Source organism: Mycobacterium sp. NGS24 (assembly GCF_059813065.1).
The window spans coordinates 110,456-131,363 of record NZ_JCALDW010000005.1 but is presented as its reverse complement, the minus strand read 5'-3'; the positions used below and the strand labels follow the sequence as shown (position 1 = coordinate 131,363).

Annotated in this window: 16 protein-coding genes and 1 pseudogene; 8 read left to right on the top strand and 9 right to left on the bottom strand. The window is 67.8% G+C overall.

Annotated features, from left to right (window positions below; translation table 11 throughout):
* Window positions 1–2 precede the first annotated feature (2 nt).
* From AC5Y6Y_RS09625 to AC5Y6Y_RS09600, 6 genes are all read left to right on the top strand, one after another.
* Window positions 3–1,985 (top strand): acetyl/propionyl/methylcrotonyl-CoA carboxylase subunit alpha, encoded by a 1,983-nt coding sequence (locus AC5Y6Y_RS09625; protein ID WP_499929767.1) that lies wholly within the window; start codon window positions 3–5, stop codon window positions 1,983–1,985.
* A complete protein-coding gene (locus AC5Y6Y_RS09620; RefSeq protein WP_463827402.1) occupies window positions 1,982–3,148 on the top strand; it encodes an acyl-CoA dehydrogenase family protein in 1,167 nt (388 codons plus the stop codon). The genes AC5Y6Y_RS09625 and AC5Y6Y_RS09620 overlap by 4 nt, the downstream gene beginning before the upstream one ends.
* Window positions 3,148–3,921, top strand: coding sequence for an enoyl-CoA hydratase family protein (locus AC5Y6Y_RS09615; RefSeq protein WP_463827401.1), 774 nt, complete (start codon window positions 3,148–3,150; stop codon window positions 3,919–3,921). The genes AC5Y6Y_RS09620 and AC5Y6Y_RS09615 overlap by 1 nt, the downstream gene beginning before the upstream one ends.
* An 84-nt stretch (window positions 3,922–4,005) precedes the next feature.
* Entirely contained in the window at window positions 4,006–4,608 is a 603-nt protein-coding gene (locus AC5Y6Y_RS09610) for a DUF1707 SHOCT-like domain-containing protein (RefSeq protein WP_463827400.1), read from the top strand.
* Between the two features lie 105 nt (window positions 4,609–4,713).
* Complete coding sequence (locus tag AC5Y6Y_RS09605; RefSeq protein ID WP_499929765.1) at window positions 4,714–5,019, top strand: WXG100 family type VII secretion target; 306 nt, start codon at window positions 4,714–4,716, stop codon at window positions 5,017–5,019.
* On the top strand, window positions 5,016–6,650 hold the full coding sequence (locus AC5Y6Y_RS09600; protein ID WP_499929763.1) for an alpha/beta hydrolase: 1,635 nt from the start codon (window positions 5,016–5,018) through the stop codon (window positions 6,648–6,650). Before AC5Y6Y_RS09605 ends, AC5Y6Y_RS09600 begins: the two co-directional genes overlap by 4 nt.
* Here AC5Y6Y_RS09600 and AC5Y6Y_RS09595 read toward each other — a convergent pair whose 3' ends face one another.
* The 6 genes and pseudogenes from AC5Y6Y_RS09595 to AC5Y6Y_RS09570 form a co-directional block, all read right to left on the bottom strand.
* Complete coding sequence (locus tag AC5Y6Y_RS09595; protein ID WP_499924725.1) at window positions 6,651–8,636, bottom strand: vWA domain-containing protein; 1,986 nt, start codon at window positions 8,634–8,636, stop codon at window positions 6,651–6,653. It lies immediately after the preceding gene.
* Entirely contained in the window at window positions 8,629–10,011 is a 1,383-nt protein-coding gene (locus AC5Y6Y_RS09590) for a sigma 54-interacting transcriptional regulator (protein ID WP_499929761.1), read from the bottom strand. The genes AC5Y6Y_RS09595 and AC5Y6Y_RS09590 overlap by 8 nt, the downstream gene beginning before the upstream one ends.
* A gap of 84 nt (window positions 10,012–10,095) precedes the next feature.
* Entirely contained in the window at window positions 10,096–11,661 is a 1,566-nt protein-coding gene (purH, locus tag AC5Y6Y_RS09585; protein WP_463827395.1) for a bifunctional phosphoribosylaminoimidazolecarboxamide formyltransferase/IMP cyclohydrolase, read from the bottom strand.
* Window positions 11,658–12,299, bottom strand: a complete 642-nt coding sequence (purN, locus tag AC5Y6Y_RS09580; protein WP_499929759.1) for a phosphoribosylglycinamide formyltransferase — start codon at window positions 12,297–12,299, stop codon at window positions 11,658–11,660. Before purN ends, purH begins: the two co-directional genes overlap by 4 nt.
* Before the next feature lie 136 nt (window positions 12,300–12,435).
* A pseudogene (locus AC5Y6Y_RS09575) lies at window positions 12,436–13,617 on the bottom strand (cell division protein PerM); the annotation flags it as partial.
* A 39-nt stretch (window positions 13,618–13,656) separates the two neighbouring features.
* Window positions 13,657–14,577, bottom strand: coding sequence for a DUF5336 domain-containing protein (locus tag AC5Y6Y_RS09570; RefSeq protein WP_463827393.1), 921 nt, complete (start codon window positions 14,575–14,577; stop codon window positions 13,657–13,659).
* Window positions 14,578–14,777: 200 nt separating this feature from the next.
* Here AC5Y6Y_RS09570 and AC5Y6Y_RS09565 point away from each other — a divergent pair, with 200 nt between their 5' ends.
* Window positions 14,778–15,623 carry an LLM class F420-dependent oxidoreductase gene (locus tag AC5Y6Y_RS09565; RefSeq protein ID WP_499929757.1) on the top strand — a complete coding sequence of 282 codons (846 nt, stop codon included), beginning with the start codon at window positions 14,778–14,780 and terminating at the stop codon, window positions 15,621–15,623.
* 209 nt (window positions 15,624–15,832) lie between these two features.
* On the opposite strand, the gene AC5Y6Y_RS09560 is transcribed toward AC5Y6Y_RS09565, so the two are convergent.
* The 3 genes from AC5Y6Y_RS09560 to sucC form a co-directional block, all read right to left on the bottom strand.
* Window positions 15,833–17,359, bottom strand: coding sequence for an acetyl-CoA acetyltransferase (locus tag AC5Y6Y_RS09560; RefSeq protein ID WP_499929755.1), 1,527 nt, complete (start codon window positions 17,357–17,359; stop codon window positions 15,833–15,835).
* Window positions 17,360–17,477: 118 nt separating this feature from the next.
* Window positions 17,478–18,380 (bottom strand): succinate--CoA ligase subunit alpha, encoded by a 903-nt coding sequence (gene sucD / locus AC5Y6Y_RS09555; protein WP_463827390.1) that lies wholly within the window; start codon window positions 18,378–18,380, stop codon window positions 17,478–17,480.
* An 18-nt stretch (window positions 18,381–18,398) separates the two neighbouring features.
* Complete coding sequence (gene sucC, locus AC5Y6Y_RS09550) at window positions 18,399–19,562, bottom strand: ADP-forming succinate--CoA ligase subunit beta (RefSeq protein ID WP_463827389.1); 1,164 nt, start codon at window positions 19,560–19,562, stop codon at window positions 18,399–18,401.
* A gap of 295 nt (window positions 19,563–19,857) precedes the next feature.
* Here sucC and AC5Y6Y_RS09545 point away from each other — a divergent pair, with 295 nt between their 5' ends.
* Window positions 19,858–20,907, top strand: coding sequence for a M23 family metallopeptidase (locus tag AC5Y6Y_RS09545; RefSeq protein WP_499929899.1), 1,050 nt, complete (start codon window positions 19,858–19,860; stop codon window positions 20,905–20,907).
* The last annotated feature ends 1 nt before the right edge of the window (window position 20,908 follow it).

Genomic DNA, 20,908 nt, shown 5'->3' with positions numbered 1-20,908 from the left:
GCATGGGAATCACGAGAGTGCTGGTGGCCAACCGTGGCGAGATCGCCCGGCGGGTGTTCGCCACGTGCCGACGGCTCGGGTTGGGCACCGTCGCGGTCCACACCGACCCGGATGCCGCCGCACCGCACGTCGCCGAGGCCGACGCCACGGTGCGCCTTCCGCAGACGACCGACTACCTCAACGCTGATGCCGTCATCGCAGCCGCACAGGCCGCCGGGGCCGACGCCGTCCACCCCGGATACGGCTTCCTCTCGGAGAACGCGGAATTCGCCGCGGCGGTGCAGGACGCGGGTCTGACCTGGATCGGACCACCCGTGGACGCCGTGCGCGCGATGGGCTCCAAGATCGAATCCAAGAAATTGATGTCCGGCGCCGGGGTCCCGGTCCTGGAAGAACTGGACCCGGCCACCGTCACCGAGGCGCAACTGCCGGTGCTGGTCAAGGCGTCCGCCGGCGGCGGCGGGCGTGGGATGCGGGTCGTCCGCGAATTGTCGGCGTTGCCAGGCGAAGTCGAGGCCGCGCAGCGCGAGGCCCAATCCGCGTTCGGCGATCCGACGGTGTTCTGCGAGCGCTACCTGCCCACCGGACACCACATCGAGGTGCAGGTGATGGCCGACAAGCACGGCACGGTCTGGGCCATCGGCGAGCGGGAGTGTTCCATTCAGCGACGACACCAGAAGGTCATCGAAGAGGCGCCGTCGCCGTTGGTCGAGCGGACGCCGGGCATGCGCGAGAAGCTTTTCGAGGCAGCCCGGTTGGCCGCCGCCGCGATCGGCTACACCGGTGCGGGCACCGTGGAGTTCCTCGCCGACGACAACGGGGAGTTCTTCTTCCTGGAGATGAACACCCGCCTGCAGGTCGAGCACCCGGTCACCGAGGAAACCACCGGGTTGGACCTGGTCGAGCTGCAACTCGAAGTGGCCGACGGTGGCCGGCTCAGCGCCGAACCTCCTGCAGCTCAAGGTCATTCGATCGAGGCCCGGCTCTATGCCGAGGATCCGGCGCAGGGCTGGCAGCCGCAGGCCGGGGTGGTGCACGCGCTGCGACTGCCCTCGGTGCGCGCCGAGTTCGAGACCCTGGGTCACCGGACCGGCATCCGGCTGGACTCCGGCATCGTCGACGGCTCGGCGGTATCGATCTACTACGACCCGATGCTGGCCAAGGTGATCTCCTACGCACCGACCCGCCGGCAGTCGGCGCTGGTGCTCGCCGACGCGCTGGCCCGCGCCCGGGTGCACGGCCTGCGCACCAACCGTGAGCTGCTGGTGCACGTGCTGCGCCACCCTGCGTTCCTCGACGGTGCCACTGACACAGCGTTTTTCGATACCCACGGCCTGGCCGAACTCTCGGCGCCGCTGGCCGATGCCGAGACCGTCCGGTTGTCGGCGATCGCGGCGGCGCTGGCCGACGCCGCGCACAACCGCGCCACCGCCACGGCCTTGCCCGCGCTCCCCAGTGGCTGGCGCAACCTGACGTCGGGGTTCCAGGTCAAGACCTACCGGGATGACGCCGAGACCGAGCAGCGGATCCAATACCGTTACACCAGAACCGGATTGGCGTTGCCCGACGATCCGGGCGTGCAACTGGTCGCCGCGTCGCCCGACGAAGTGGTGCTGGCGGAGCACGGCGTGGCCACCGGTTTTCGGGTCGCCCGCTTCGGGGACGACGTCTACATCGATTCCGCGCGCGGACCGGTGCACCTCGTCGCGCTACCCCGCTATCCCGAACCGGAATCAGCCGTCGCGCAAGGCTCACTCATCGCACCCATGCCGGGCAACGTCATTCGCATCGGGGCCGAAGTCGGCGCCACCGTCACCGCCGGCCAGCCGCTGATCTGGCTGGAGGCGATGAAGATGGAACACACCATCACCGCACCGAACGACGGCGTCCTCGCCGAACTCAATGTCCAACCAGGCCGGCAAGTCGAAGTCGGCGCTGTGCTAGCACGCGTCGAAGCACCCGAATCAGAAGGGGATTCTCAATGACCGAAACCAGCTTCATCGAAAGCGAAGATCGTCAGGCACTGCGCAAGGCGGTGCGCGAATGGGCGTCCGGTTACGGTGCCGACTACTACCTGAAGAAGGCTCGCGCCCAAGAGCACACCAACGAATTGTGGACTGAGGCAGGCAAGCTCGGCTTTCTCGGGGTGAATCTGCCCGAGGAGTACGGCGGTGGCGGCGCCGGCATGTACGAGCTGTCACTGGTGATGGAGGAGATGGCAGCGGCGGGCAGCGCGTTGCTGCTGATGGTGGTCTCGCCCGCCATCAACGGCACCATCATCAGCAAGTTCGGCACCGAAGAACAGAAGAAGCGTTGGGTGCCCGCCATCGCCGACGGTTCCTTGACCATGGCGTTCGCCATCACCGAACCCGACGCCGGCTCCAACTCGCACAAGATCACCACCACCGCCCGCCGCGACGGCAGCGACTGGATCCTCAAGGGGCAGAAGGTCTACATCTCCGGTGTCGACCAGGCGCAGGCCGTATTGGTGGTGGGCCGGACCGAAGAGGCCAAGACCGGCAAGCTGCGCCCGGCGTTGTTCGTGGTGCCCACCGATGCTCCGGGCTTCACCTTCACGCCCATCGACATGGAGATCATCAGTCCCGAGCGTCAGTTCCAGGTGTTTCTGGACGATGTGCGACTGCCCGCCGACGCGCTGGTCGGCGCCGAAGACGCCGCCATCGCACAGCTGTTCGCCGGGCTGAACCCGGAACGCATCATGGGCGCGGCCAGCGCCGTCGGCATGGGACGTTTCGCGCTGGACAAGGCAGTCGAATACGTCAAGACCCGCCAGGTCTGGGGCACTCCGATCGGCGCGCACCAGGGGCTGGCGCACCCGTTGGCGCAGTGTCACATCGAGGTGGAACTGGCCAAGCTGATGATGCAGAAGGCGGCGACGCTCTATGACGCCGGCGACGACGGTGGCGCCGCCCAGGCGGCCAACATGGCCAAGTACGCAGCCGGCGAGGCCTCGACGCGCGCGGTCGACCAGGCCGTGCAGTCCATGGGTGGCAATGGGCTGACCAAGGAGTACGGCGTGGCCGCCATGCTGACCGCATCCCGGCTGGCGCGGATCGCGCCGATCAGCCGGGAAATGGTGCTCAACTTCGTCGCCCAGACCTCGCTCGGTCTGCCCCGTTCGTACTGATGGACACCCTCGTCGAGTACGCCCGCGACGGTGCGGCCGCCAGGCTGACGCTGAACTCGCCGCACAACCGCAACGCCCTGTCGACCGCCCTGGTCAGCCAACTCCACGACGGCCTGCGGGCCGCCGCCCAAGACCCGGCGGTGCGGGTGGTGGTACTCGGCCATGCCGGTGGCACGTTCTGCGCGGGCGCCGACCTCAGCCAGGGCGCCAGCGGCGACCCCTTCGACCTCGCCGTGGCGCGGGCACAGGAGATGACCAACCTGCTGCGCGCGATCGTCGCCTCGCCGTTGCCGGTGATCGGTGCCATCAACGGGCACGTGCGCGCAGGGGGGTTCGGTCTGATCGGCGCGTGCGACATGGTGGTCGCGGGACCCCGCAGCACCTTTGCCTTGACCGAAGCCCGGATCGGGGTCGCCCCGGCGATCATCTCGCTGACGTTGCTGCCGAAACTTTCCGCCCGGGCGGCAGCCCGCTATTACCTCACCGGTGAAACGTTCGGCGCCAGCGAAGCCGCCGAGATCGGGTTGATCAGCCTGGCCGCCGACGACGTGGACGCCGCGGTGGCCGGGCTGGTCGCCGACGTCAGCCGCGGGTCTCCGCAGGGTCTGGCGGCGTCCAAGGCGCTGACCACCGCCGCCGTGCTCGAGGGGTTCGACCGCGACGCACAGCGCCTCACCGAGGAATCGGCCCGATTGTTCGTCTCCGAGGAAGCCCGCGAAGGCATGCTCGCATTTCTGCAGAAACGCGCGCCGAGCTGGGCTTCTTCGTCCTGAGACGGCGTTTCGCAGCGGACCAACGTTGCAGTTTAGCCAACACCTCTTGCAGCAAAATCGTGAAGTCGTAAGCTCGCGGGTGAGATGACCAACCCAGCCCAGCATGACGTTCAAACCTCGCGCGACGATATGGCGCGCGCGGCCGACACCGACCGCATCCAAGTCGCGCAGTTGCTGGCCTACGCGGCCGAACAGGGACGCCTGCAACTGAACGACTACGAAGATCGGCTAACCAAGGCCTACGCGGCGACGACCTATCAGGAGCTCGACGAACTGCGCGCCGACCTGCCCGGTACGGCAGTGAGCTCGCGCCGCGGCGGCAAATGCAATCCGGCGCCGTCGACGTTGCTGCTGGCCATCATGAGCGGCTTCGAGCGCCGCGGCCGGTGGAACGTGCCGAAGAAGCTGACCACCGTCACATTCTGGGGCAACGGTGTGGTCGATCTGCGTTACGCCGACTTCACCTCCACCGAGGTCGAGATCAGGGCGTACTCGATCATGGGCGCCCAGACCATCCTGTTGCCACCGGAGGTCAACGTCGAGATCGACGGCCGGGGGATCATGGGCAACTTCGATCAATCGGTGGTCGCCGGGGGCAGCCCGGGAGCGCCGAACGTGCGGATCCGCGGGTTCTCCTTCTGGGGCGGCGTGGGAATCCGGCGCAAGGCGCGCAAACCGCGTAAGTAATCCACAACGCCATTTCGTATCCACACGGGCCACTCCTGGTGAGTGGTCCGCTGTTTTGTGTGCTGCCAATCTTTCGCCCAAAGTCACCTCGGCAGACGGGCAGATATGGCAGAACAACTACGGGCGATTCCCGACGAGCTCATCCGGGTCGGCACCGCGCTGGCCGACCACGGTCAGGTGTTGTGGAACCTGCAACAGGTGTGCCACCGCGACGCCGACGGTGCCCAGTCGGGGTGGGTAGGTTCCTCGGCTACCGCCTTATCGGCGTTGCTGGACCATTGGGCGGCGGCCAGCGATGTGCACATCGGCCGACTCGGCGAACATTCCGTCGGCTTGCATGTCACCGCCGCCGGCTTCGCCGAGTCCGAGCAGCACAGCGCTGCGCGCCTGGCCGGCCCGTCGGCGTCATGACGGTCACTCTGGCCGACGTCGACCGCTGGGATCCCGAGGCGATCCGGACGGTGTTCGATGCCGCGATCCGCCGCGCACACGGCACCCGCACCGCATCGGCCGCGGTCGCGGAGATGATGCGGCTGCTCAACTTCGGCGGTGTCGCCGCCGAAGCCGCGCAGGCGGCTACCCAGCACACCAACGTCGTCCTGGACGACCACGCCGGCGCTTGTGAAGCTGTCGCACGGGCGGCTGAACAATCCGCCGACGAAGTGACCGGCATCAAGTCTCGGCTGCGGGCGATGCGCGACTTCGCAGCGGAAAACCAGCTGGCCATCGACGACCAGACCGGCGCGGTCCTGCCACCGTCCAACGTGTATTCGCGGTCCGCCGCAGAACTGCAACGCATATTCGACGCAGCGCTGCGGCTGGCCGAAGACGTGCGCACCCTGCTGGCGGCCGCCGAGCTCGCCGACGAGGATCTGGCCGCGGCGATCCGCGGCACCGACGGCGACCTCTCACCGACTCAGATCGACGCGCAACTTAGCCACCAGCTGCCTGCGGTCCCTGCGGTACCCCCGGACCACAGCACCGCCGATCAGGTGAGCCGGTGGTGGCATGCACTGCTGCCCGGCCAGCAGGATCAGGTCAGGGAATGCCTTCCGTCCGCCATCCGCAACCTCGACGGTATTCCGGTCGCTGTCCGCAGCCGGCTCAACAGGACTGAGCTGCAACACGAAATCACCCGGCTGGGGCAGGGATGGTACGACGGGGCCGGATACTGGCGCACCGATCCCGAGAAGCTGGCCGACCTGCAAGCGCTGCGGCACACCCTGGAGGCCGTTCCCGAGTCCGGTCTGATTCTGCTGGACACCACGGGGATTCCGGGGAAGGTGTTGGCGGCGGTTGGAGTCGGCGATGTCGACAACGCCGAATGCGTGGGGGTCATGGTGCCCGGCCTGAACTCCAGAGTCAGCGCCACTGCCGCAGATTTAACTAATCAGGCTGCCCTGCAACGGGATAAGGCGCGCGACTTGCGGGCCTCGGCACACCGGCGCAACCCCGGTGCTGTCGCATCGATCGCCTGGTTGGGTTATGACGCACCGGACAGTCTGCGGGATGTGACGCACGACTGGCATGCCCGCGACGGTGCGCGCCGGTTGAACAGCTTCTACCAGGGCTTGGCCGCGGCGAGCAACGTTGCAGACCAACACATCACGGCGTTCGGGCACTCCTACGGCTCGCTGGTCACCAGCCTGGCGTTGCAGCAGGGTGCGCCGGTGAGCGACGTGGTGCTCTACGGTTCGCCCGGGGGTGAGCTCAGCAACGCCTCGCAACTCGGTGTGCAACCCGGTCATGCCTACTACATGATCGGTCGCGAAGACGTGGTGGCAGAGACCATTCCCGGCTTCGGCGCATTCGGCGCCGGGCTGCAGGACGTGCCCGGCATGGTGCCCTTGTCGACGGCCACGGGGGTAGCGCCGCCGAACGCGTACGGCGACGGGCAACTGCACGAGCGGGCCTACGGTCACTCGGATTACGGCCGGCTGGGCAGCAACGGGCAGCTGCGGATGAGTGCCTACAACATGGCGGCGGTGCTGGCCGGTCTGCCCGACGACCTCATCCGGCCACCCGCGCTGGGCCCGCGCTAGTCAGCGGCGTCGCCGCGACCGCAGGTAGTCGCCCACCACGGCGGCCCCCAGCCCGTCCAGGTCGGGCACCACGACGCGACCCTCCACCCGTCGGGCAACCTGATCGATGAAGCGGGCCAGGCCCGGATCGCTGCCCAGCCGGAAGATGGTGACCTGCGCACCCAGCCGGGCCATGTCGTCGAATCCGCGCACCGTGTGCGCGATGGTCCGCGGGTGCGGCGGGTAATCGAAGAAGACCGACGTGCCCTCGCCGCCGAGGTCCTCCAGGTGTGCGGTGGGTTCGCCGTCGGTCACCACCAGCAGCACGGGTTGCGCGTTCGGGTGGCGGCGCAGATGACGTCCGGCCAGGGCCAGCGCATGATGCAGGTTGGTGCCCTGTTCGTACACACCCTCCAGGCCGGTCAGCTCCGCAGCGGTGACGGTGCGGGCATAACGGCCGAATGCGATGATCTGCAGGGCATCCGAGCGGAACCGGGTGGACACCAGATGATTCAGCGCGATAGCCGTCTGCTTCATCGGCAGCCAACGATTCTCCATCACCATCGAGAACGAGGTGTCCACCAGCAGCGCCACCGCGGCCTGGGTGCGGGTCTCGGTCTCGGAGATCTCGACGTCGTCGACGGTGATCTTCAGCGACGGGCGGGCACCGTCCAGCGTGTGGGTACCCGCTTGGCGCAGTACAGCATTGGTGAGGGTGCGGGGGATGTTCCACGGCTCGGTGTCCCCGAACTGCCAGGGCCGGGTCCCGCCGGTCAACTCCCCGGCCGCCCCCGCACGCCGGTGGTCGCGCTCGCCGTGCCGACCGGAAAGCTGTTGCGCCACATCGCGTAACGCGGTCTCACCCAATCGGCGCATCGCTTTCGGGGACAGCCGCCACTGTCCGTCGGTACCGCGATCCAGAAAGCCCTGGTTGAGCAGCGCGCGTTCGAGTTCGGATAACGTCCGGGCGTCGAGGGCAGCTTCCTCACCCAGTTGCCGGGCCAGCGCGTCGAGGTCGACGTCGTCCATCGTGGCGCCGGGATAGGCCTGCGACAGCTGCTCGGCCAGTTGTTCGAGCTCACCGATGTCAGCCAGCGCCTGGGCCCCCTCACCCATGCCGAACGGGTTGTCGCCGGAGAACTGCTGGGATCCGGTCCAGTCTTCGCCCGGACGCGCGGCCTGCAGGTGGGAGTCCAGGCGGCTCAGTGCCTGCATTAACGACGGTGAGCCGAACGCCTGCTGCGCCAACGCATCCAGCTCGTCGCGCTGCTCTTGACTCAAACTGTTGCGGAATCGCTGCGCAGCGGCGGCCCGTTTTGCCAGCGAGTCCAGCAACTCGTCGACGTCCTTCGGGTTCTCCGGAAAGAACTCGCCGTGGGAGTCCATGAAGTCTTGGAAGTCCTGCTGGGTGTCCTCACCCCGAGAGTGCTTGTCCAGCAGGTTGTTCAGATCGTCGAGCATCTCGTTGACGCGCTGGCGGTCCTCGTCGGTGGCGCCGGCCAGCGCCTCCTTCATGCCGGCGAACCGCTGGTCCAGCATCTCGCGGCCCAGCAGGTCCTTGATCTGCTCGTACTTCTGCCGCGCCTCGCCGCTGCGCCAGTCGTATTGGGAAAGTTCCTGGACCGCTTTGGCGGGCGACGGCGGCAACGCCTCCAGTTGCAGTTCGCTGAACCGGGCGTCGTCGTCCAGGGCGCGGGCCAGCTCCTTGCGCTCGGCGAGCACGGCCTCATCCAAGAGTTTCTTGATGTCCTGCAGCGTGCCGTCTAAGTTATTGCGCCGCAGCAGATCCCGGCGGCGACGATTCGCTTCGGCGGCCAGCCGGTCGGCACCCCGCATGTTCTCGGTGCCGCGACGCAGCAGCTCAGACAGCGCCCGTCGCGGCGAGGTGCCCGCCATGACGTCCTGCCCGATCGCTTCGAGCGCCTCACGCAGATCCACCGGCGGAGCCAGCGGGTCGGGCCCGCCGGTGTACGCCGAATACCGCGCGGAGTGCCCGCTGCTAGCCATAGACGGTCTGCCCTTCCCCGGACACCTTGTCGACCCGCTTGGCCAGGTACAACGCCTCCAGAGCCAATTCCAATGCCGCCGCGCGCTCCCCTTCGGATTCCGCGCCCAGTTTCGCTGCGATCTTGTCCACCACCGGCAGGCCCGGCACGGCGGCCAGCACATCCTTGGCCGACACCCGCTCACCCGTCGTCACCGCGGAACCGCGTTCGACGGCGGTCACCAGGGTGGCGACGTCGATACCGCCCAGCACCCGCGACGCAGTGTCGGCGGTGGCGCGGCGCAGCAAGTGCTCCAGCACGGCCTGTTCGCGGCCCTCCTCGCCGGACTCGAATTCCAGCTTGCCGCGCAGCACGTCGATCACGGTGCCCAGATCGACCACCCGCGCCACCGGATCGGACTCGCCCAGGATCGCCCCGCGGTGCCGGGCCGCGGCGGCGACCGTCTCGGCCGCTGCGATGGCGAATCGGGCGGAGACGCCGGAGCGCTGATCGACCGAGCTGGACTCGCGCAGATACCGCGCGAACCGGGCGATCACCTGCAGCAGGTAGTCGGGAACCTGCGCGCTCAGGTGCGCCTCCTGGGCGATCACGCCGATCTCGGCGGACAGTTCCAGCGGATAATGGGTGCGGATCTCCGCACCGAACCGGTCCTTGAGCGGGGTGATGATGCGGCCGCGGTTGGTGTAGTCCTCGGGGTTGGCGCTGGCGACCACCAGGACGTCGAGCGGCAGCCGCAGCGTGTAACCGCGGACCTGGATGTCGCGCTCCTCCATCACATTGAGCATCGACACCTGGATGCGCTCGGCGAGGTCGGGCAGCTCATTGACCGCCACGATGCCGCGGTGCGCGCGCGGGATGAGGCCGTAGGCGATGGTCTCGGGGTCGCCCAGGCTGCGCCCCTCGGCGACCTTGATCGGGTCGATGTCACCGACCAGGTCGGCGACGCTGGTGTCGGGGGTGGCCAGTTTCTCGGTGTAACGCTCGCTGCGGTGTTTCCAGGCGATCGGCAGATCCTCACCGGACTGGGCAGCCCGCTTGATCGACTCCGGGGTGATCGGGGTGTAAGGGTGCTCGCCGAGTTCGGCCCCGGCGATCACCGGCGTCCACTCATCGAGCAGACCGGTCAGCGCGCGCAGCAGGCGGGTCTTGCCCTGGCCGCGTTCGCCCAACAGGACGAAGTCGTGGCCGGCGATCAGGGCCCGCTCCAACTGCGGAATCACGGTGTCGTCGAAACCCAGAATCCCGGGCCATACGTCGTCGCCGTCGGCCAGTGCGGTCAACAGGTTCTCGCGGATTTCCTGCTTGACCTCTCGCTCGCGATGACCGGAAGCGCGCAGCTCGCCGACGGTGCGGGGCAGATTGTTCGGTGAAGTCACCTCTCCACGCTACGGCGGTGCGATGGATTCGGCACAGGCGCGCTGGCCGGAATGCACTGAAGGCCGGAGACGGACTACAAGGGTTCAGTGCGCGAAGTGGCGCGCCCCGGTGAGGTACAGCGTGATCCCGGCGTTGGCTGCCGCGGCGGTGACCTCGTCGTCGCGCACCGAGCCGCCCGGATGCACGATCGCCTGGACGCCGGCGGCGGTCAGGGTCTCGAGGCCGTCCGGGAACGGGAAGAACGCATCGGAGGCCGCCACCGCGCCCCTGACCCGATCGCCGCCGCGTTCCACCGCGAGCCGGGCGGCGTCCACCCGGTTGACCTGACCCATGCCGACGCCGATGGTAGCACCGCCGGCGACGATGACGATCGCGTTGGACTTCACCGCCCGGCAGGCCCGCCAGGCGAAAACCAGGTCGGTCAGTGTGTCCGGATCGGCGGGATCCCCGGTGGCCAGGGTCCAGTTGTTCGGGTCGTCGCCGGGGGCGTCGAGCTGGTCGCGCTGCTGGATCAGCAATCCGCCGCTGATCGGCCGCAGTTCGTGGCCACCGGCCAGCGGTTCGGAGGCCACCAGCACCCGGATGTTCTTCTTGCGCGTCAACACCTCCAGGGCACCCTGTGCATAGGCGGGCGCCACGATCACCTCGGTGAAGATGGTGCTGACGTATTCCGCCATCTCGACGCTGACCTCGGTGTTGGCCGCGATCACGCCGCCGAAGGCGCTCAGCGGGTCGCATTCGTGGGCCTTGCGGTGCGCATCGGCGACCGACACATCGGAGATGGCGATGCCGCAGGGGTTGGCGTGTTTGATGATCGCCACACACGTTTGTTCGTGGTCGAAGGCGGCCCGCCAGGCCGCGTCGGCATCGGTGAAGTTGTTGTAGGACATCTCTTTTCCGTGCAACTGCTCGGCCTGCGCCAGACCCGGCCACGCCGCCGGGTCGGAGTACAGCGCGGCCTGCTGGTGCGGATTCTCGCCGTAACGCAGCGTCGCCTCGCGCTGCCAGTTGCGGGCAAAGAAATGCGGGAATTCCTGCGCGGGCTCCTCAGGCGCCAACGTCGACTGCATCCAGGTCGCGACGGCGATGTCGTATTCGGCGGTGTGCTGAAATGCCAGCGACGCCAACTTCTTACGCTCACCGAGGGTGAATCCCCCGGCGCGGACCGCGGCCAGCACACCGTCGTAGCCGCGTGGATCGGTGACGACGGCGACGCTGGGGTGATTCTTGGCGGCGGCGCGCACCATCGACGGACCGCCGATGTCGATCTGTTCGACGCACTCGTCTTCGGACGCCCCGGATTCGACGGTCTGGGTGAAGGGATAGAGGTTGACGACGACGAGCTCGAAAGCCTGGATGCCCAGTTCGGCCAGTGCCGCCTCGTGCTGGGGCTTGCGCAGATCGGCCAGCAGCCCGGCGTGCACCCGAGGGTGCAGCGTCTTGACCCGGCCGTCCAGCACTTCCGGGAAACCGGTCAGTTCCTCGACCCGCGTCACCGGAATCGCTTTATCGGCAATGGTTTTCGCCGTTGATCCGGTTGACACGATTTCGACACCGGCGGCCGCGAGACCTTGGGCGAGGTCGATCAGGCCGGTCTTGTCGTACACGCTGATCAGTGCGCGACGGACCGGTTTCTTGCCGATGCTCATGTTGTGCTCATCCCTAGGGTCGCCTTCCTCGCCGTCACCGTCACGCCGCGTGTCGCTATTGCGGCCACCACATCCACCAGCAGTCGCCGCTCCACGACCTTGATCCGTTCGTGCAGGGTCTCCGGATCGTCACCGTCGAACACCTCGACGGGTTGCTGCGCCAAAATCGGTCCGGTGTCCACGCCGGCGTCCACCAGGTGCACGGTACAACCGGTGATCTTGACACCGTATGCCAGCGCTTCGGCCACACCGTGTGCGCCCGGAAAGGCCGGCAGCAACGCGGGGTGGGTGTTCAGGGTGCGCCCGTTGAACCTCGAAAGAAATTGCGGTCCAAGGATTTTCATGAATCCAGCGGACACCACCAGGTCTGGGCGGTGGGCAGCGGTGCCTTCGGTGATCGCCGCGTCCCAGGCATCGCGGCTCGGATAGTCGCCGACGCGCACGGTGAACGACGGTACCCCGGCGTCCGCGGCGACCCCGGTGGCCCGGCAGTCGCGATCCACCCCAACCGCCACGACGCGCGCCGGGTAGTCACCCTGGGCCGCATCCAGCAGAGAGTTGAGCAGCGATCCGGTCCCGGATGCCAGGACTACCAGCCGCGCCGGTGCACTCGGGGGCACACGGAGCGGTTCTGGCACACGGCGACAATACTCAACTCTCGCGCGGCTGTTCCTGTGGCTCCTCGGCGTCCTCGTCGCTGGGCGTTTCGTCCTCCTCGGCCAGATCGGCCGACTCCCCCGGCTCCAGATCGTCGTCGAACGATCCCAGCACCGGTTCGGCCACCGGTGCGGGTCTGGGCCGTCGCGGGCGCCGCCTGATCCCGCCGGCCATCACCACCGTCATCGCACCAACGACCACGAACCAGAAGAGCGCGCCGAGGAACAGGCTGCTCAACTCCACGCCGACGTCGCCGAAATTGCCCAACCGGCCACCCCCGCCGTACCCGAGCACCGTGATCGCCGATGCCCCCACCAGCGCGGCGACCAGCAATTTGGCGATCGCGGCGACCAACGGCAGCGCCCGGCGCGCGCATTGCTGCCCCAGTGCCACCCCCGAGGCCGCGCCGATGATCAGCAGCGCAACCCACACCGGCCCGAGGCGGGGGGTGGGCACGGCGGCCAGGATCGGCAGGGCCGGCACGTCGCCGCCGAACACCGTGAAGGAGCTGAAGGTCGCGTAGCCGATGTGCGCGCTGGACCCGACCGCGATCGCCGACGCGCCGACAATGACGTTGGGGGCGTACAACAGTGACAGCACCGTCAGATTGAACTGGCCCCAGATGGAGTCGGTGATTGCGAACAGGTCCTGCATGGTCGACCAATGGACCACCAGCGAGCCCGTCGTCACCACTCCGGACAGGCCCAGCAACGCCAGCACCCCGGCGACCGCGGCGCGTAGCGAATCGCCCAGCCATCCCGGCAACGGGGAGGCGGCCAGCGCTCGTCGTCCCACTCGGGACCACACCCCGATCGCGGCCCCGATGGCATGCACCACCAGCACGCTGGTGAACGCGCGCAGCGCGCTGGGCGTCTGCAGTTCGGTGAGCACCGAGGACGCGTCGTGGATGACCGCCAGCGCGATGGCCGTCATCAACAGCGGCCCGCCCAGTGCTGAGGCGATCACCCACCGCACCACCAGGAACGACGAGTATCGCGTGGTCGCCCGGGCCGTGGTGCGAGCCGTCCCCCACACCATCAACAGCGCCGGCAGCAACGGCATGACGCCAAGCTCGCGGCCGGCGATCGAGATCGGCACCTGGTGCACACCGAGCCACATGCTGGCGACGGCGCCGAGCGCACCGGTCATGTCGCTGTTGGCGATCAACAATTCCAGCAGCGTGACCGCGGCGATGACGACCAGCGCCACCACGGCGGGCGCAAACGCGACCCTAGCCAGGTCACGTGCCTGACGGGCACCCGCGGTCCGGTTGTCCTCGCTTGCCGACACCCTTGTCACTCTTCGCGCGCGAACCGGGCTGGGCGCGAGAGCGCAGGCTTAGACCGGTGCCCCACCAGGCGACTGCTGACCCTGCCCGTAGGACTGCGGTCCGCTGGGGGGGTTGGAGTAGTTGACCGGCGCTGAACCAGCCTGCGATCCGCCGCCGGCGCTGACCGGAGGTGGCGGGCTGAAGCTGGGGAACCCGGTGGGCGGTGTGTGACTGGCCGGCGGCTGGTGCTGCGGCTGGGACACCACCTGGGTGGCCTGCTGCGCCGGGAAGCCGCCGGACTGCGGGTTCGGTCCCGAGTAGCCGCCGTACTGCGACCCGTACCCGGGCGGCTGCGCCCCCTGGGCCGAGTTCGGCGCGGACTGCTGTGCACCCGGCTGACCGTAGTACCCGCCCGGCTGACCGCCGTACTGGCCATACTGTCCGTACTGCTGGTAGCCGCTGAACGGGTCATACTTGGGCCGCGGAGTCGGCGCGGTGATGACGCCCGCTTCCAGCAACAGCGCGGCCACGGCCGCCACCGCCTGGAACACCACGCACGCCAGCACGATCCACAGGGCCCAGCCGGCGGAGTAAGAGTCCGGCCGACTGAACGTGAAGGAAATGACCATCAGCACGCTCACGACCGAGAGCACCGCAGATATCGCGACGTAACTCCTGGCCTTGGGTAGCAGTCCCACTCCGGCCAGCAGCGCTGCCACCACGGCCACCGGTACCGCGTAACCGACGTCACCGGACACGTCGCTGCCGATGCCGCCCATTTCAGACTTGAAGGTGAAGATCGGGCCGAAGCTGAAGAAGTAGGCCAACAGACCCAGCGCCGCCACCGCGATGGACAGGTACAGGCCGAGCTTGCTTTCCGCCGGGGTGGCGGGCTCGGCCTGCCCGGACGCTGCGGCCGGGGCGCCGGAACCGTAGGGGCCGGCTGGCTGGCCGGGCGGGTAGCCGGGGCTACCAGGCGATAAGGTCATGGACTCCTCCTGTTGCTTCCGGTGCCTTCGGCTGCCGGGCGGCGTCGGTGCGCATGCTGCCGTGCGACGCCATTCGATCAACCACGCTAGCGCACCCCGGAAAGTAAATGCCCGTAGCCGCGCGCCGCTGCCGGCCTGCATCTGCGCCGAGACGGCAGGGGCGGCTGCGGACAAAATTAGAACACGTTCTAAATTGAGGCATGGACTACGGCCTCGTTCTGTTCACCAGCGACCGCGGCATCGCCCCGGCGCCTGCCGCCAAACTCGCCGAGGAACACGGATTCCACACGTTCTACGTGCCCGAACACACCCACATCCCGATCAAGCGCGAAGCGGCCCACCCCACCACAGGCGACTCCTCGCTGCCCGACGACCGCTACATGCGCACGCTGGATCCCTGGGTGAGTTTGGGCGCGGCATCGGCGGTGACCTCCCGCGTCCGGCTGTCAACGGCCGTCGCGCTGCCCGTCGAACACGACCCGATCACCTTGGCGAAAAGTATCGCCTCGCTGGACCATCTGTCCGGCGGGCGGGTCAGCCTGGGCGTCGGCTTCGGCTGGAACACCGACGAACTTGCCGACCACCACGTGCCGGCCGGTCGTCGGCGCACCATGCTGCGCGAATACCTCGAGGCGATGCGGGCGCTGTGGACTCAGGAAGAAGCCGAATACGACGGCGAGTTCGTCAAGTTCGGTCCGAGCTGGGCGTGGCCCAAGCCGGTGCAGGCGCACATTCCGGTGCTGGTGGGCGCAGCGGGCAACGAGAAGAACTTCAAGTGGATCGCGCGCAGCGCCGACGGCTGGATCACCACGCCGCGTGACATCGATATCGACGAGCCGGTGAAACTGCTCCAGGACACGTGGGCCGCTGCCGGGCGTGCGGGGGCGCCACAGATCGTCGCGCTGGACTTCAAGCCGGACGCCGAGAAGTTGGCGCGCTGGGCCGAGCTGGGCGTCACCGAGGTGCTCTTCGGCATGCCGGACAGCGACGAGGCCAAGGTTGCCGCGTATGTGGAACGGCTGGCCGGGAAGTTGGCTTCGTTCTGACCCTTGCGATCGATTTCGCGCCGAGCGTCACGCCAGCGTGACGCCGCACGCCGAACGTCACACTGGCGTGAGCTCTCCCGCAAGCGGCGGCGCCCCCACGATCGGTTCGCGGGCCGAGCGTCACGCCAGCGTGACGCCGCACGCCGAACGTCACGCTGGTGTGGCCCCCACGAGCGCCGGGGAGGGTGGGATCGAGCGCCGGGGAGCCGTCAGCGCGGCAGGCAGCGGTTTCCGTAGTCGAACGACTTCACCTGCACGGCCGACCCGAGGGGTTCGCCGTCGGTCAGCAGCGAGATCAGGTCGTCGTCTTCGGTCGTTGCCAGGAAGCGGCTGCCGTCGGTGTCCAACCGCCCGATGACGATCCCGGTCAGGCGGCCGTTGTCGCGGCGCACCGTGTAGGTCTCGACGGTGCCGACGCCGTCGGCGTTCTCGGTCACCGGCACGCGGGGCGCACCATCGATCTGCGCCTGTAGCTCGGAGCTGCGATCCGCACGCCAGGGTCCCGGCGCGGTGGAATAGATCCCGACCGAATACTTGCTCTGAATGCCACCGTTGGCGCCGACGAACCCGAATTGTCCTGGCGCGCTTCGCATCCGCGCGACCGTCTCGGCCACGCCGTGCATCGAGTAGTTGTTGCCGGCGCCGCCGAAGAACGGCAGTCCACCGGTCAGCGTCAGGCCACGCGGGTCGTCGGGGGCGATGCCCAGTCCGTCGCAGATGTTGAAGACCGGCACCGCAAAGCAGCTGTACAGGTCGAAGGTCGCGACCTCGTCGACGCCGATGCCGGCCACGTCCAGCGCCTCGCGGGCGGCCAGCACCGCCGACGGCGCGTGCCCGAGGTCCGGACGGTCGAGAAACGGCGGCGCTTCCAGGTCCGCGTGACCACGCAGGTACACCCACTTGTCTTCCGGCACACCCAGCCTGCGTGCCGCCCCGACCGACATGAGCAGCGCCGCCGCGCCCTGGTTCACCTGATCGCGGGCCACCAGCAACCGCCGATACGGCTCGGTGATCATCCGGTTGCTGTCGGTGACGGTGATCAATTCGTCGACGGTCCGCTCCACCGGCGATGCTGAAAACGGGTTCGCGGCAGCAACTTTGGTGAAGGGGGCGAACAACTCGCCCATGCGGCGCAGGTAATCGGCGGGATTCAGGCCGGTGGCGGCGCGGCGGGCGTTTTCCATCAGGGCGTACTGGGTCGGCGCATCGACCAGACCGTGGATCACCATGTAGCGGTTGATCAGCTTCTCGATGCCCGACCCGCGGTCCTCCAGGTCCCCGTCGATGGTCTCGCTGAAGTCCGGCTTGTCCTCGCGGTCCGCGAAATACCGCAGGGTCGACGTCGCGTCCGACCCGAAGATGAGCGCGACCTCCGAGCGGCCGCCGGCGATGTCACCGGCCAGCTCGGTGATCAGGTGCTGAGGCCCCTGCCCGCCGATGATCTCCAGGATCGCCCGCCGCGGTTCGGCGCCGACCCGCTTGGCCACCGACCGGGGGTAGTTGTTCGATCGGCCCAGCGGGGCGGTGGCCACCGGTCCGGAGATCTCGAATTGCCGGATGGCCGCGATCGTGTCGATCTCGGCGGCGACAGCCTTCGCGTCGCAGTCGTCCAGCGCAGCCTGCGCCGCGGCGGCGGCCAATTCCACCGGCGACATCGCCCGGTAATCCGGATCGTCGATACGCTCGGCAGCCTGCCCGACGCCGACGACGACGGGCGTCCGCGGATCAAGATTCATAGATCTACTATCTACCGCAGTGCCGAGCAGACGCAAAATCGCCCCGGAGCACATGTTCCAGGGCGACTTTGCGTCTGCTCGCCGGCAGTTCTCGCGCCAGCACGGGCGCCAGCGGGTGCTACAGGCTCTGCAGGATCTCCCGGGCCAGCGCCGCCGTCTCCGACGGTGTCTTACCGACCTTGACCCCGGCCGCTTCCAGCGCTTCCTTCTTCGCCGACGCGGTACCCGAGGAGCCGGAAACGATCGCTCCCGCGTGACCCATCGTCTTGCCCTCCGGGGCGGTGAATCCCGCGACATAGCCGACGACCGGCTTGGTCACGTTGGCCTTGATGAAGTCGGCTGCCCGCTCCTCGGCGTCGCCGCCGATCTCACCGATCATCACGATGAGCTTGGTGTCGGGATCTTTCTCGAACGCCTCGATGGCGTCGATGTGGGTGGTGCCGATCACCGGGTCACCGCCGATGCCGATCGAGGTGGTGAAGCCGAAATCGCGCAGCTCGTACATCATCTGGTAGGTCAGCGTGCCCGACTTGGACACCAGCCCGACCGGCCCCGGCCCGGTGATGTTGGCCGGGGTGATGCCGACCAGCGACTGTCCGGGGCTGATGATGCCCGGGCAGTTGGGGCCGATGATGCGGGTCTTCTGACCCTTCGCGACGTTGTACGCCCACGCATAGGCGCTGTCCTGCACCGGGATTCCCTCGGTGATGACCACCAGCAGCGGGATCTCGGCGTCGATGGCCTCGGTGATCGCGTCCTTGGCGAACTTCGGCGGCACGAAGATGATCGAGACGTCCGCGCCGGTCTTCTCGATGGCCTCGACGACGGTGCCGAACACCGGCAGTTCGACGTCGTTGTCGTCGGCGTCCTTGTGCGCGACGGTGGTGCCGGCTTTACGGGCGTTGACGCCGCCGACGATCTGGGTACCCGCCTTGAGCATCCGCGCAGTGTGTGTGGTGGCCTCGGCTCCGGTGATGCCCTGGACGATGACCTTGTTGTCCTTGTTCAGGAAAATAGCCATGGGTCGGTTCTCCTCTGCTCAGGCGTTCGCCAGCTGGGCGGCTTTGTCGGCACCGGCGTCCATCGTCTCGGCCTGGATCACCAACGGGTGATTGGCCTCGGCCAGGATGCGCCGACCCTCCTCGACGTTGTTGCCGTCCAACCGCACCACCAGCGGCTTGTTGGCCTCGTCGCCCAGGATCTCCAGCGCCTTGACGATGCCGGTGGCCACCGCGTCGCAGGCGGTGATGCCGCCGAAGACGTTGACGAAAACGCTCTTGACTTCGGGGTCGCCCAGGATCACGTCCAGTCCGGCTGCCATCACCTCGGCCGAGGCGCCACCACCGATGTCCAGGAAGTTGGCCGGCTTGACGCCACCGTGCTTCTCTCCGGCGTAGGCAACGACATCCAGCGTCGACATCACCAGGCCGGCACCGTTACCGATGATCCCGACCTCGCCGCTGAGCTTGACGTAGTTGAGGTCGTGCTGCTTGGCCTTGAGCTCCAGCGGGTCGGTGGCCTCGCGGTCCTCGAACTCGGCGTGACCGGGTTGGCGGAAGTCGGCGTTGGCGTCCAGCGTCACCTTGCCGTCCAGCGCCAGGATCTTGTCGTCGGGAGTGCGTACCAGCGGGTTCACCTCTACCAGCGTCGCGTCCTCGCCCACGAACACGGCCCACAGCTTCTCGATCGTGACGGCCGCGGCGTCGAGCACCTCAGCGGGCAGGTGCCCCTGCTCGGCAATGGACCGCGCGAAGTCCCGGTCGACGCCCTTGACTGCGTCGACCGCCACCTTGGCGAGTCGGTCGGGCTTGGTCGCGGCGACCTCTTCGATCTCCATACCACCTTCCACCGAGCACATGGCCAGGTAGCTGCGGTTGGCCCGGTCGAGCAGGAAGGACAGGTAGTACTCCTCGGCGATGTCGCTGGCCTCGGCGACCAGCAACTTCTTCACGATGTGGCCTTTGATGTCCAGGCCGAGGATGTTCTTGGCGTGCTCGTAGGCCTCGTCCGGGGTGGCTGCGTACTTCACACCCCCGGCCTTGCCGCGGCCGCCGGTCTTGACCTGCGCTTTGACCATGACGGGCTTGCCGACTTCCTCGGCGATGGCGCGCGCGCCCTCGGCGGTGTCGGTCACCCGGCCTTGCGTACCGGGCACCCCGTGCTTGAGGAACAATTCCTTGGCTTGATACTCGAACAGATCCATGGGCGTCACTGCCTTTGCTCGGCTAACTTGCTAGTCCACTAGGGCGGCGGTGGCCCCAAATCGGCACCGCGCCCGGAGGAACTGTATCGACACCCGAAATGGTCTCCGCCGCCGCATCCACCGCTGTGGCGCAGGTCACCGAATGTATCCTCGCCCGAAACCGTGATCCAAGTCACAATTTCGACGGGATTCCATACCGAGGTTGCTAGTTTTACCCCTCAGCCGTTACCGTCTCATGGTCCAGATAACGTTATGGTCACGATCCGAGGACATCCCAGCTTTGTCCCAGCACCGAATTTCCCGCGCTGCCAGCGCAGTAGCGGCTCGCCCGTCCCGGGACCGCTGGCTGCGTCACCACCCCAACGAAGTCACCGAGATCATCCCGTTAGATGGCTTTGATGAACTCGACGACATGGAACTCGCCGATCTCGACGAGCTCGACTTCGGGGAATCCGAGTTCGACGTGTCAGAGCAGCTGCTGCACGCGCCCGAGCTCGACGATCTGGATGACACCGACGATCTGACGCCGCTGTGGCTGGCCGCTCCCGTCACCGAGGTGCTCGCCCGGGTCATCATCCCCGCGCCGGAGCCGGTCTCGGTCCGGTCGCTCACGACGGACGTCACGTCGGTTCCGCGCCGGGGCGGCAGTCACCGCAAGCAGCCGACCAGCGCGGCCAAGGGTCGGCTACTGATCGGCGCGATGGCCGCCGGTGCGGCCGCTGCTGCCACGCACACCGCACTCACCCAATCCGAGACGCCCAACATCGAGACGGTGCTGACCGCGAATGCGTCGTCGATGTCCGGCGGGTCCGGGGCGACCGCGCCGCGGGGCGCCCAGGTGATCGCCGCTCAGCCCGGCAACGTCAGCGTGCACAACGAGGAATTCGCCCGCGGCGTGGCCTTCGCACAGGAACGCGCCCAGCGTGAGGCACGGCTGCAGCAGCCGCTCTACGTCATGCCGACCAAGGGAATCTTCACCTCCAATTTCGGCTACCGCTGGGGTGTGTTGCACGCCGGCATCGACCTGGCCAATTCGATCGGCACCCCGATCTACGCGGTGTCCGACGGTGTCGTCATCGACGCCGGACCGACCGCGGGCTACGGCATGTGGGTCAAGCTGCTGCACGCCGACGGCACCGTCACCCTGTACGGCCACGTCAACACCACGTTGGTCAGCGTCGGGCAGCGGGTGATGGCGGGTGACCAGATCGCAACGATGGGCAACCGGGGGTTCTCCACCGGTCCGCACCTGCACTTCGAGGTTCACCTGAACGGCTCTGAGCGCATCGACCCGGTACCGTGGCTGGCCAAGCGCGGGCTGTCGGTCGGTAATTACGCCGGCTGAC

Bases quoted from the DNA above. Each gene is read 5' to 3' on its own strand.
- AC5Y6Y_RS09565 (WP_499929757.1), top strand. From the start codon at position 14,778: ATGGACTACGGCCTCGTTCTGTTCACCAGCGACCGCGGCATCGCCCCG.
- AC5Y6Y_RS09610 (WP_463827400.1), top strand. From the start codon at position 4,006: ATGACCAACCCAGCCCAGCATGACGTTCAAACCTCGCGCGACGATATG.
- sucD (WP_463827390.1), bottom strand. From the start codon at position 18,380: ATGGCTATTTTCCTGAACAAGGACAACAAGGTCATCGTCCAGGGCATC.
- AC5Y6Y_RS09570 (WP_463827393.1), bottom strand. From the start codon at position 14,577: ATGACCTTATCGCCTGGTAGCCCCGGCTACCCGCCCGGCCAGCCAGCC.
- AC5Y6Y_RS09595 (WP_499924725.1), bottom strand. From the start codon at position 8,636: ATGGCTAGCAGCGGGCACTCCGCGCGGTATTCGGCGTACACCGGCGGG.
- AC5Y6Y_RS09600 (WP_499929763.1), top strand. From the start codon at position 5,016: ATGACGGTCACTCTGGCCGACGTCGACCGCTGGGATCCCGAGGCGATC.
- sucC (WP_463827389.1), bottom strand. From the start codon at position 19,562: ATGGATCTGTTCGAGTATCAAGCCAAGGAATTGTTCCTCAAGCACGGG.
- AC5Y6Y_RS09625 (WP_499929767.1), top strand. From the start codon at position 3: ATGGGAATCACGAGAGTGCTGGTGGCCAACCGTGGCGAGATCGCCCGG.
- AC5Y6Y_RS09615 (WP_463827401.1), top strand. From the start codon at position 3,148: ATGGACACCCTCGTCGAGTACGCCCGCGACGGTGCGGCCGCCAGGCTG.
- AC5Y6Y_RS09560 (WP_499929755.1), bottom strand. From the start codon at position 17,359: ATGAATCTTGATCCGCGGACGCCCGTCGTCGTCGGCGTCGGGCAGGCT.
- AC5Y6Y_RS09620 (WP_463827402.1), top strand. From the start codon at position 1,982: ATGACCGAAACCAGCTTCATCGAAAGCGAAGATCGTCAGGCACTGCGC.
- purH (WP_463827395.1), bottom strand. From the start codon at position 11,661: ATGAGCATCGGCAAGAAACCGGTCCGTCGCGCACTGATCAGCGTGTAC.
- AC5Y6Y_RS09605 (WP_499929765.1), top strand. From the start codon at position 4,714: ATGGCAGAACAACTACGGGCGATTCCCGACGAGCTCATCCGGGTCGGC.